10 protein-coding genes are annotated in these 10,840 nt (G+C 68.4%); 7 read left to right on the forward strand and 3 right to left on the reverse strand.

Translation table 11 applies throughout. The features are described from left to right. Window positions 1-64 precede the first annotated feature (64 nt). The 4 genes from hemA to ppk2 are packed head-to-tail and all read left to right on the forward strand — an operon-like array spanning window position 65 to window position 4,992. Window positions 65-1,363, forward strand: a complete 1,299-nt coding sequence (hemA, locus tag ABE483_RS17445; RefSeq protein ID WP_313212214.1) for a glutamyl-tRNA reductase — start codon at window positions 65-67, stop codon at window positions 1,361-1,363. Then, window positions 1,341-2,426 (forward strand): peptide chain release factor 1, encoded by a 1,086-nt coding sequence (prfA, locus tag ABE483_RS17450; RefSeq protein WP_313212213.1) that lies wholly within the window; start codon window positions 1,341-1,343, stop codon window positions 2,424-2,426. The genes hemA and prfA overlap by 23 nt, the downstream gene beginning before the upstream one ends. A gap of 25 nt (window positions 2,427-2,451) precedes the next feature. Continuing rightward, window positions 2,452-4,161 (forward strand): tetratricopeptide repeat protein, encoded by a 1,710-nt coding sequence (locus tag ABE483_RS17455; protein WP_346482118.1) that lies wholly within the window; start codon window positions 2,452-2,454, stop codon window positions 4,159-4,161. Window positions 4,162-4,212: 51 nt separating this feature from the next. Beyond that, window positions 4,213-4,992 carry a polyphosphate kinase 2 gene (ppk2, locus tag ABE483_RS17460; RefSeq protein ID WP_121044572.1) on the forward strand — a complete coding sequence of 260 codons (780 nt, stop codon included), beginning with the start codon at window positions 4,213-4,215 and terminating at the stop codon, window positions 4,990-4,992. Between the two features lie 75 nt (window positions 4,993-5,067). On the opposite strand, the gene ABE483_RS17465 is transcribed toward ppk2, so the two are convergent. Then, entirely contained in the window at window positions 5,068-5,631 is a 564-nt protein-coding gene (locus tag ABE483_RS17465) for a TlpA disulfide reductase family protein (RefSeq protein ID WP_313212210.1), read from the reverse strand. Continuing rightward, complete coding sequence (locus ABE483_RS17470) at window positions 5,628-6,902, reverse strand: YihY family inner membrane protein (protein ID WP_313212209.1); 1,275 nt, start codon at window positions 6,900-6,902, stop codon at window positions 5,628-5,630. Before ABE483_RS17470 ends, ABE483_RS17465 begins: the two co-directional genes overlap by 4 nt. A gap of 132 nt (window positions 6,903-7,034) precedes the next feature. Here ABE483_RS17470 and wrbA point away from each other — a divergent pair, with 132 nt between their 5' ends. The 3 genes from wrbA (at window position 7,035) to ABE483_RS17485 (ending at window position 8,558) form a co-directional block, all read left to right on the forward strand. Next, on the forward strand, window positions 7,035-7,625 hold the full coding sequence (gene wrbA / locus ABE483_RS17475; RefSeq protein ID WP_313212208.1) for an NAD(P)H:quinone oxidoreductase: 591 nt from the start codon (window positions 7,035-7,037) through the stop codon (window positions 7,623-7,625). Next, window positions 7,622-7,969, forward strand: coding sequence for a DUF2069 domain-containing protein (locus ABE483_RS17480; protein WP_313217304.1), 348 nt, complete (start codon window positions 7,622-7,624; stop codon window positions 7,967-7,969). Before wrbA ends, ABE483_RS17480 begins: the two co-directional genes overlap by 4 nt. Window positions 7,970-8,072: 103 nt before the next feature. Then, window positions 8,073-8,558, forward strand: a complete 486-nt coding sequence (locus ABE483_RS17485; RefSeq protein ID WP_121044584.1) for an asparaginase domain-containing protein — start codon at window positions 8,073-8,075, stop codon at window positions 8,556-8,558. A 66-nt stretch (window positions 8,559-8,624) separates the two neighbouring features. On the opposite strand, the gene ABE483_RS17490 is transcribed toward ABE483_RS17485, so the two are convergent. After that, entirely contained in the window at window positions 8,625-10,370 is a 1,746-nt protein-coding gene (locus tag ABE483_RS17490; protein ID WP_346466717.1) for a S8 family peptidase, read from the reverse strand. Window positions 10,371-10,840: the final 470 nt, after the last annotated feature.

Raw genomic sequence — 10,840 nt, forward strand, 5'->3', positions numbered from 1 at the left:
GGGGGCATCTGAGCCTTAAAATGACGACTTGAATGGCCAGCAGCTTATCGCAAGCAACTGAACAATGACCCTGTGGGTGCTCGGACTGAATCACCAGACCGCGCCAGTGGAACTGCGCGAACGCGCCTCCTTTGGCGGCGACGCCCTGCCCCAGGCATTGGCGTCGCTGCGCGATACGCCACAGGTGGCCGAGGCGGTCCTGCTCTCCACCTGCAACCGCACCGAGCTGTACGCGGTGGCCGAATCCGGTGACGCGCTGGCGCAGTGGCTGGAGTCACATGCCGGCACCTTGCATGGGTACCTCTACCAGCACGCCGACGCCGATGCGGTGCGCCACCTGTTCCGGGTGGCCACCGGGCTGGATTCCATGGTGCTGGGCGAGCCGCAGATCCTGGGCCAGGTGAAGGATGCCTGGGCCCTGGCGCGTGATCACGGCCTGCTCGGCCAGCGTCTGGACCGGTTGTTCCAGCAGACCTTCTCGGTGGCCAAGCGCGCCCGCACCGATACCCGCGTGGGCGCCAATCCGGTCTCGGTGGCCTCCACCGCGGTGCGCCTGGCGCAGAACTCGTTCGCGCGGCTGGAAGATTCCACCGTGCTGCTGGTGGGCGCCGGCGAGACCATCGAGCTGGCCGCGCGCCATCTCAGCGAAGGGCGCGTGCGTCGGCTGCTGATCGCCAACCGCACCCTCGCCCATGCGCAGGAGCTGGCCAGCCGTCATGGCGGCGTCGCCCTGCCCCTGAGTGAGCTGGACCGTCATCTGGGCGAGGCCGACGTGGTGTTCTCGGCCACCGCCGCGCGTGAGCCGGTGATCACCCGCGCGCACGTGGCCGCCGCACTGAAAACCCGCAAGCACAAGCCGATGCTGCTGTTCGATCTGGCCGTGCCGCGTGATATCGAGGCCGGCGTGGGCGAACTGGCCGACGCCTTCCTGTACACCGTGGATGATCTGGAGCGCGCGGTCGAAGACAACCGTCGCAGCCGCCGGGAAGCGGCGGCCGAGGCCGAAGCGATCATCGAGCTGCAGGTCGCCCGTTTCGTGGAGACCCTGCAGGCCAGCGTGCACCAGGCCCCGCTGCGGCAGCTGCGCGCCTATGGCGAAGCGACCCGCGTGGAGATGCTGGAGAAAGCCCGCCAGCAGCTGGCCCATGGCAAACCACCCGAGGAAGTGCTCGAGCTGCTCGCGCATGGCCTGACCAACCGCCTGCTGCACCCGCCGACCGCCGCCCTGCGCGCGGCCGCGCTCAGCGGCGATACTGAACTCACCCGCGCCGCCGAGCGCCTGTTCCCGGCCAAGCCGGGTTACCAGCACCCTGCCGTGCGCACCGATGTAGCGAGGAACGATGACGCCGACCCTGCGCCGTAAGCTGGAAGCGCTGGCCGAGCGCCGCGAAGAACTGGAACGCCTGTTGTCCGACCCGGCCGTGGTCGGCGACAACGACCGTTTCCGCGCGCTCTCGCGCGAGTTTTCGCAGCTGGAGCCGGTCGCCAACGCGCTGGCCGACGAAGCCCGTGCCAAGGCCGATCTCGCCGCCGCCGAAGCGATGCGCGAGGACCCTGACCTGCGCGAGCTGGCCGACGAGGAAATCACCGCCGCGCAGCAGCGCCTGCAGCAGCTGGACGAAGCACTGGCCCTGTTGCTGGTGCCGCGCGATCCGCGCGATGACGGCAACCTGTTCCTGGAAGTCCGCGCGGGCACCGGCGGTGACGAGGCGGCGATCTTCGCCGGCGATCTGTTCCGCATGTACGCCCGCTATGCCGAGCGCCAGGGCTGGAAGGTCGAGATCGAATCGGACAACCCGGGCGAACATGGCGGCTACAAGGAAGTGGTCGCGCGCGTGGTCGGCCGTGGCGCGTTCTCGCGGCTGAAGTTCGAATCGGGCACGCACCGCGTGCAGCGCGTGCCGGCGACCGAGTCGCAGGGCCGCATCCATACCTCGGCCGCGACGGTGGCGATCATTCCCGAGGCGGATGACGTCGAGGACGTGGTGATCAACCCGGCCGACCTGCGCGTGGACACCTACCGCTCCTCCGGCGCCGGTGGCCAGCACGTCAACAAGACCGAATCGGCGATCCGCATCACCCACCTGCCCACCGGCGTGGTGGTGGAATGCCAGACCGAGCGCAGCCAGCACGCCAACCGCGACAAGGCGATGAAGCGCCTCAAGGCGCAGCTGCTGGATGCCGAACGCAGCAAGCAGGCCGCCGCGCAGGCCGAAAGCCGCCGGCTGCAGGTCGGCAGCGGCGACCGCAGCCAGCGCATCCGCACCTACAGCTTCCCGCAGGGACGGATCACCGACCACCGCGTGGAAGGGCTGACCCTGTACGACCTCCCCAACATCCTGACCGGCGATCTTGATGCACTGGTGAGCCGGCTGACCCACGAACACCAGGCCGACGAGCTGGCCCGGCTCGCGGAAGGCAACTGAGCATGCCCGCCCGGGCGCGGCCGCGATGAGTGCCGATCCGCAGCGCCTGCAGTTGCGCCAGGCGGTGCAGCGGCAACCGGCCGATTTCATTGCGTGGGTGATGCTGGCCGACGCGGAGCTGGAAGCCGGCGATGTGCGCGCCGGCGAACAGGCCGCCACCCGTGCGCTGCAGCTGCGCGGCGACCATCCCGAGGCCCTGGCCCGGCTGGGCCGCGCACGCTGGATGCAAGGCCGCCATGGCGAGGCCGCCACACTGCTGAGGCAGGCGGCGGATCGCGCGCCCCAGCACCCCGGCATCACCCTGTGGCTCGGCCACGCACTGGAAGACGCGGGGCAACCGGAGGCGGCGGCGGATGCGTATCGCCATGCGCACCGTCTGCTGCCGGGCGAGCCCTACATCACTGCGCAGCTGCTCAACTGGCAGCGCCGGCTGTGCGATTGGCGGGATCTGGAGCGATTGTCGTCGCTCGTGCGCCAGGCCGTCGCGCAGGGCCAGGCGGTGGTCGAGCCGTTCGCCTTCCTCAGCGAAGACGGCAGCGCCGCCGAGCAGCTGGCCTGCGCCCGTCAGCGCGCGGCGGCGCTGGCCGAGGGCATCCCGCGGTTGCCGCCGGCCACGGTGCGCCCGCACGGCACGCTGCGGGTCGGCTTCCTCTCCAACGGCTTCGGCGCGCATCCCACCGGCCTGTTGACCGTCGCCCTGTTCGAACAGCTGCGCGCGCTGGACATGCTGGACCTGCATCTGTTCGCGCTCAGCGCGGACGACGGCAGCAGCATCCGCCAGCGTCTGCAGCAGGCCGCCCACACGTTGCACGATGTCAGCGCGCAGCCGCATCAGGTGATCGCCCGGCGCATCCGCGAGGCCGGGATCGATGTGCTGTTCGATCTGCGCGGCTGGGGCGGCGGCGGCACCCCGCAGGTGCTGGCAATGCGCCCGGCCCCGGTACAGGTCAACTGGCTGGCCTACCCGGGCACCTCCGGCGCGCCGTGGATCGATCATGTGCTGGCCGATGCCTTCGTGTTGCCCGAGGTGCTGGCACCGGCGTTCAGTGAGAACGTGCGGCACCTGCCGCGCGCGTTCCAGCCCTCGGACAACACCCGCGTGCTGGAACCGGTGCCCTCGCGCGAGGACTGCGGCCTGCCCGCGCAGGGCGTGGTGCTGTGCTGTTTCAACAACAGCTACAAGCTCAATCCGCGCAGCATGCAACGGCTGTTCGCGGTGCTGCACGGCGTGCCCGGCAGCGTGCTGTGGCTGCTGTCCGGGCCGGGCACTGCCGATGCACGGCTGCGCAGCGCGGCACGCCAGGCGAAGCTGGATCCGGCGCGGCTGGTGTTCATGCCACGCCTGCCGCACCCGCAGTACCTGGCGCGTTACCAGCACGCCGACCTGTTCCTGGACACGCACCCGTACAACGCCCACACCACCGCCTCCGATGCGCTGTGGGCCGGCTGCCCGGTGCTGACCAGCCCCGGCGCGACGTTCGCCTCACGCGTGGCCGGCAGCCTCAACCACCACCTGGGCATGCACGCGTTCAACGTGGCCGACGACGCGGCGTTCGTGGCTACCGCCATCCAGCTCGGCAACGACCCGGCTGCAATGCAGGCCGCGCGCGCCACGCTGGCGCAACGGCGCGAGGACAGCGGCCTGTTCGACATGGCCGGTTTCGCGCGCGACCTCACCGAGGTGATCGAAACGCTCGCACGCGAACGCGGCTGGCAGGGCCCACACATCGCCTGAGCATCGGCTGCGCTAGGCTCGGGCTTCCCTGTGAATCACCGAGGCACGCCGATGGGCAAGCTCAAGCGCAAGGACTACCAGGCCCTGCTGGAACCGATGCAACTGGAACTGGCGGCGATGGCGCGCTGGGTGCAGCACACCGGGCAGCGCGTGCTGGTGCTGTTCGAAGGCCGCGACACCGCGGGCAAGGGCGGTGCGATCCAGGCGATCGCCGAGCATCTCAATCCGCGCCAGTGCAAGGTGGTCGCGCTGCCCAAGCCGACCGATCGCGAAAGCACGCAGTGGTATTTCCAGCGCTATGTCTCGCACCTGCCGGCGGCGGGCGAGATCGTGCTGATGGACCGCAGCTGGTACAACCGCGCCGGCGTCGAGCATGTGATGGGCTATTGCACCGAGGCGCAGTACCGCAGCTTCCTGGCGCAGACGCCGGTGTTCGAGAAGCTGCTGATCGATGATGGCATCGTGCTGTTCAAGTACTGGCTCAGCGTGGACCAGGCACAACAGGAAAAGCGTTTTGCCGAGCGCCACCTCGATCCGCTCAAGGGCTGGAAGCTGTCGCCGGTGGACCTGAAATCACGCAGCAAGTACAGCGCCTATACCGAGAGCCGCGAAGCGATGCTGCGCGCGACGCATAACGATGATGCCCCGTGGACGCTGGTGGACTTCAACGACCAGAAACGCGGGCGGCTGGGCCTGATCCGCAACCTGCTCGATCGCCTGCCCGATACCCGCGTGGACGAACCGGTGCTGGCGCTGCCGCCGTTGAAGGGCAAGCTGCACAAGGAGCACTTCGGGGTCTTGAAGCCGATTGAACCCTTCGTCGTCGGGTAGATCCACGCATGGCGTGGATCTACCGGCGCTGCGAGGCACAGGCATGCCGGGTATCCGCCGGCATGCCCGTGAGGATCAGCCTTCCTTGATCCGCGCTTCGATGTCATGCGCGGTGACCGGGCCGAGGAATTCCTTGGCGACCTTGCCATCCGGCGCGATCAGGTAGGTCATCGGCAGGCCGCGCGGGATCGCGAAGTCTTCCGGCGGGTTGTACGTATCCACGATCACGATCGGATAGGTGACCGGACGCTTCTCCAGGAAGGCCTTCATCTCGGCCGGTTCGATGTCCTCGAAGGCCAGCCCGACCACCTCGATTTCATTGCGCATCGCGTGCAGCGCGGAGAGCTCGGGCATTTCCTTGCGGCATGGGGCGCACCAGGTCGCCCAGAAGTTCACCACCACCCACTTGCCGCGGTGAGCGGCCAGATCGTAGTCGGTGCCGTCCAGCGCCTTGGCTTTCAGCGTCGGCTGTTCGACGGTCCTGCGTTCGGTCGCCGGCACGGCTTCGGTCGGCGGCGCGGCGGGCTCGCTGATCGGGGCCGGGACGGCGGGCGCAGTGGCCTCGCTCTGTGCGGCGGGCTTGTTGCAGGCGGCCAGCGTCAGCAGGCCCAGGGCCAGCAGCAGGGGCTTGGCGGTCATGGTTTGTCTCCGGGGGTCGAGTAGATGTCGCTGACGCGGCGTTTGAGCAGTTCGCGCAGCGGCAGGCGCAAGGTGTCCAGCGCGGCCACCGAGGCCGTGCCCAGGCTGTCGTCGCGGTAGGGCAGGTAGGCTTCCTTGATCGGGATCCGCATCTGCGTGGTCTCGTACAGGTCGGCCAGGGTGAGTTTGTCCAGGTCGCGCGCGAGCAGCCATTCGCCCTGCTCGTCGCGGCGCACCACGCGGATTGCTTCCAGATCGCAGAGCAGCGTCTGCAGCAGCGAATCGGTCAGCATCGGCTCCAGCCGCAGGATCTCGTCGTCATCCAGGCTGCGGCCGTCGGCGCGGGCCTGGTGGAAGCGACCGATCAGGCGCAGCAGGCCATAGATCTCATACCCCACCGGCAGGCGCAGGTCGGCCGGCTGGTAGCGGAACGCGGCGATCGAGGAGGCAAGCGATGCGCCGAGCAGCACCGAGACCCAGCACAGGTAGATCCACAGCAGCAGGATCGGTACGAAAGCGACCGTGCCGTAGAGCTTCTGGTAGGACTGGAAGCTGCCCAGGTAGGCGCCCATGCCCCACTTCACCAGCTCCAGCATGATCGCGGCCAGGATCGCGCCGGGGACGGCATGCCGCCATTTGACCGTGTGGTGCGGCACCACGCGGTACACCAGCATGATGCAGACGAACTCGATCAGGATCGGCGCGACCGTCAATGAGACGTTGGCCAGCCAGCGGCCTTCGCTGGTACCGAACAGCGGCAGCGCGAACACCCGCGCCGAGACCGCCAGCGAGGCGGCGGCCAGCATCGCGCCGAGGGTGAGCACCGTCCAATACACCAGGAAGCGGGTCAGCTTCGGCCGGGTCGAACTCACCCGCCAGATCTGGTTGAAGGTTTCCTCCACGCTGTTGAGCGTGATCAGCAGCGACACCACCAGGGCGATGAAGCCGGCGGCGGTCAGCTGCCCGGCGCTGGCCGAGAACTGTCGCAGGTAGCCTTCGGCGGCGCGCGCGGCGTTGGGCACGAAGTTGGAGAACACGTAGTCGCTGAGGGTGTCGCTCCAGCGGTCGAACACCGGGAACGCCGAGAGCACCCCGAACACCACGATGGCCAGCGGCACCAGCGCGAACACGGTGGTGTAGGCCAGCGAGGCGGCCGCCTGGAACAGGCGGTCATCCAGGAAACGGCGCCACAGGAAGCGGCCGAAGCTGATCGCGCGCGCACGGTCCCGGACGCGTTCGATCCACAGGTTGATCGTATCGAGAGGTTCCATCGGCGCAAGGGTACCCGATGACGGGTGTGGGGCATGCACGCCCGCCACGGTGCCCGGCCCGGGCATGGACCTCGCCCTGAGCGGGCTGCGTTGCCATACTGCCCGCATCGGACGCAATGAGATGAAAGCGAAATGGCGGAGATCCTGGTGCTGTACTACAGCCGTGGCGGTTCAGTGGCACGGCTTGCCCGCCAGATTGCGCGCGGCATCGGCGAGGTGCCCGGCATGAGCGCGCGGCTGCGCACGGTGCCCCCGGTGGCGGCGGTGACGCAGACCGCGCTGCCGCCGGTGCCCGAGGATGGCGCACCGTATGTGAGCGTGGCCGACCTGGCCGAATGCACCGGGCTGCTGCTGGGCAGCCCGACCCGCTTCGGCAACATGGCCGCGCCGGTGAAGCACTTCCTGGACAGCCTGGGCGCGGAATGGGTCAACGGGACATTGGCCGGCAAGCCGGCGGGCGTGTTCACCTCGACGGCCTCGCTGCACGGCGGGCAGGAATCGACGCTGCTGTCGATGCAGGTGCCGTTGCTGCACCACGGCTGCCTGATCGTGGGTATTCCCTTCACCGAGCCGGCGCTGAGCCATACCACCACCGGCGGCACGCCGTATGGCGCCAGCCATGTGGCCGGGGCGGACGACAACCCGGTGCCGAGCGAGGATGAAAGCATCCTGGCGCGGGCGCTGGGGCGGCGGGTCGCCGATATCGCACGGCGGCTGGCGTGAGTACGCGCGCCCAGGAGATCGTGCTGGCCCTGCTGCTGGTGGCGCTGGCGGTGCTGTTCGCGGTCTGGTTCGCGCAGGACAAGCATTGGCTGGCCACCCAGCTGGTGTTCACGCTGCCGCCGCTGCTGCTGGCGCTGGGCGTGCTGGTGCGGCGTGGCAAGGCGACGTTCTGGGCGGGGGTGCTGGCGCTGTTCTGGTTCAGCCACGGGGTGATGAGCGCCTGGAGCCATCCAGAGGTGGCGCTGTGGGCCTGGCTCGAGCTGGGGCTGGCCCTGGCCGTGATCGGGGTGGCCAGCACGCCAGGGCTGCGGCGCCGCTTCGGGCGCAGGACGCCGGCCGACTGAGGTCGTTGCGGCGCGGCCCTGCATCGGGCCGGCGGCGGCCGTATCATCTACGGGTCGGCGCGGCGGTTCCGTGCCCTTCTGTCTGGTACCCAGGATGCTTGCAATGGAAGAACTACTGATCATCACCACCGGTGGCACGATCGACAAGATCTACTTCGACGACAAGTCGGACTATCAGATCGGTGATCCGCAGATCGGGATGATCCTGCGCGAGCTCGGCGTGACCTTCCGTTTCAATGTGATCCCGATCCTGCGCAAGGATTCGCTGCACATCACCGACGATGACCGTGAGTTGATCCGGGCGACGATCGCCGCGCAGCCGACGCGCCATGTGCTGGTCACCCACGGCACCGATTCGATGGTGCAGACGGGCCAGGTGTTGAAGTCGATCACCGACAAGACGATCGTGATGACTGGTGCGCTGAGCCCGGCGCGCTTCCGCGGCTCGGATGCGGAGTTCAACATCGGGTGTGCGATCGGTGCGGTGCAGTCGTTGCCGAGCGGTGTGTACATTGCGATGAACGGCCGGATCTGGAATCCGGAACAGGTGCGCAAGAACGTGGCCGCCAACCGGTTCGAAGCTGCGTAATCGGTGTTGATTGAACGAACGCCCCGGCATGCCGGGGCGTTCTACGTTGGGGCGATGGGAAGGCGATCAGTACTGCGCGGTGAGGGTGACCCCGGAGAAGGTCGAGTAGGCCTTCACCCGCACGTGCCAGGTGCCGGCCGCCGGTGAGGTGATCGTGCAGGTCTCGTTGTTGCCGCTGAGATAGGGGCGGCAGGTGTAGACGGTGTCGGTCGGCGCGCTGCCGGAGCGGACGTAGAGATCGGCATCGCCACTGCCGCCGGCGAGGGTGACCTTCAGCTGGCTACGGCCGGACGGCACGGTCACGGTGTAGGCCAGCGAAGCACCGCTGGCGGCGCCAAGGCCCGTGACCGGAACGTTGTTCTGCAGCACGTTGCCGGTACCCGGGTTGGGGTTGGTCCCGCCCAGGGCCGCCGTCACCGCCGCATCGGCGTCGACGATGCCCGCGCCGCAGCCGCCGGAGCAGGCGCCCGGCAACGGCCGTGCGGTGCTCTTGAGCAGGCTTTCGATGGCGGCCGGGCTCAGCGCGGTGGGGGCAACGGACTGGATCAGCGCGACCACGCCGGCCACGTGCGGGGCCGCCATCGAGGTGCCGTTGTAGGAGGCATACGATGCGCTGCCCGGAACCGTGGTGCCGCTGTTGAGGGTGGAGAGGATGCCCTGCCCCGGCGCCGAGATGTCGATGCCGGTGCCGTAGTTGGAGAAGCTCGCACGGGCGCCGGCTGACGTGGTGGCGGCGACAGCGATGACGTTGGCGCAGTTGGCCGGCACGGAGGACGAGACGTTGGTATTGCTGTTGCCCGCGGCGACCACCACGGTGGTGCCGCGCGAGACGGCGCCATTGATCGCGGTCTGGTAGGTGGTGGAGCAGCTGCCACCGCCGCCGAGGGACATGTTGATCACTTCGGCGGGGTTGGCATTGGCCGGGACGCCACTGACAGTGCCGCCGGACGCCCAGACGATCGCGTCGGCGATGTCGGAGGTGTAGCCACCGCACTTGCCGAGCACGCGTACCGGGACGACCTTGGCATTGAAGGCCGTGCCTGCCACGCCGGTGCTGTTGTTGGTCACCGCCGCGACGGTGCCGGCCACGTGGGTGCCGTGCCAGCTCGAGTTGGAGGCCGGAATGCCCGAACCGCATTCGTTGGCGGCGTACCAGTCGCCTTCGTCGTTGGGGTTGTTGTCGCGGCCACCGCCGTCGCGCGCCATCGCCGCGTCGCTGATGAAGTCATAGCCGGGCAGGATGTTCGCATTGAGATCGGGATGGTTGGTGATGCCGGTATCGATCACCGCGACCACCACGCCGGTGCCGGTGGCCTTGTCCCAGGCCGGGCGAACGTTGATCGACGCATTACTGGTGCCGAAGCCCCACTGCTCGGAGAAACGCGTGTCGTTGGGCACCAGGGTGGCCTGCATCAGCTGGTCGACCTCGACGTATTCCACGCTCGGGTCGGCGGCCAGGCGGCGCATCAGCAGCTCGGCCTCGGCGCGGTCCAGCGGCCGGTCGGCCTTGACCACGGTCGGCCCGATCGCCAGCTGACGCAGCTTCTGCAGTCCCAGCGCGCGGCCCTGTGCGGCCGGCACCGCCGCGGCGGCGGCCTTGAGCGAGCTGGCCAGCGCGGTCGGGGTGGCGACCCCGGTGCTGCCGTCCTTGTACTTCACGATGAAGCGCTGATGGGTCGGCGCCGAGGACAGGCCGCTCAACTGCACATCGCCGGCGAACGCCGGGGTAGCCAGCAGCAGGGTCGACAGAACGGACGCGCCCAGTACAACCAATGCACGCTGACGCAAACGGTGTTGCGAGACATGAGACATCGGATTTCCCTTTCAGACAGTGAATGCCGTCGTCGCGGCTGAGAATCCAGGTCCGATCCGGGGGCTGCTGCAATCGATGGCGCGGATCGGCCCGGTGAGTGGATCGGTTCCCCTGAATCAAACCGCCCATCACGACGCTAGTGGCTGACTGGCCGATCAACAATGTTTCAGCTGCACTTCAGTGACATGAAATGTCAGATCTGAGACTTTCCGGGTCGAGGGTTTGTGAAAGTGAAGGAACGGACGCCCGTTCGAGGGGTCCGATTACGCCACGGATTGTCTGAAATGGCTGTCGTCGTCGACAAATTCGGGACACCACTTGCGCATCAATGGCTTACGCCAGTGCCACCGCAGGACAGTCATGCCGGCTGATGGCCGGCGCCCGACCATCCCGCACTACCGGCCGCTGGCCGGCGCCTGACCATCCCGTAGTGCCGGCCGCTGGCCGGCTCCGCGGACTGCTGCAGAGC

Source organism: Stenotrophomonas sp. TWI602 (genome assembly GCF_039674045.1).
GTDB lineage: Bacteria > Pseudomonadota > Gammaproteobacteria > Xanthomonadales > Xanthomonadaceae > Stenotrophomonas.

What these genes read in the sequence shown, in the direction of transcription:
- hemA (WP_313212214.1), top strand. Translation starts at nt 65, where the DNA reads ATGACCCTGTGGGTGCTCGGACTGAATCACCAGACCGCGCCAGTGGAA.
- prfA (WP_313212213.1), top strand. Translation starts at nt 1,341, where the DNA reads ATGACGCCGACCCTGCGCCGTAAGCTGGAAGCGCTGGCCGAGCGCCGC.
- ABE483_RS17455 (WP_346482118.1), top strand. Translation starts at nt 2,452, where the DNA reads ATGAGTGCCGATCCGCAGCGCCTGCAGTTGCGCCAGGCGGTGCAGCGG.
- ppk2 (WP_121044572.1), top strand. Translation starts at nt 4,213, where the DNA reads ATGGGCAAGCTCAAGCGCAAGGACTACCAGGCCCTGCTGGAACCGATG.
- ABE483_RS17465 (WP_313212210.1), bottom strand. Translation starts at nt 5,631, where the DNA reads ATGACCGCCAAGCCCCTGCTGCTGGCCCTGGGCCTGCTGACGCTGGCC.
- ABE483_RS17470 (WP_313212209.1), bottom strand. Translation starts at nt 6,902, where the DNA reads ATGGAACCTCTCGATACGATCAACCTGTGGATCGAACGCGTCCGGGAC.
- wrbA (WP_313212208.1), top strand. Translation starts at nt 7,035, where the DNA reads ATGGCGGAGATCCTGGTGCTGTACTACAGCCGTGGCGGTTCAGTGGCA.
- ABE483_RS17485 (WP_121044584.1), top strand. Translation starts at nt 8,073, where the DNA reads ATGGAAGAACTACTGATCATCACCACCGGTGGCACGATCGACAAGATC.
- ABE483_RS17490 (WP_346466717.1), bottom strand. Translation starts at nt 10,370, where the DNA reads ATGTCTCATGTCTCGCAACACCGTTTGCGTCAGCGTGCATTGGTTGTA.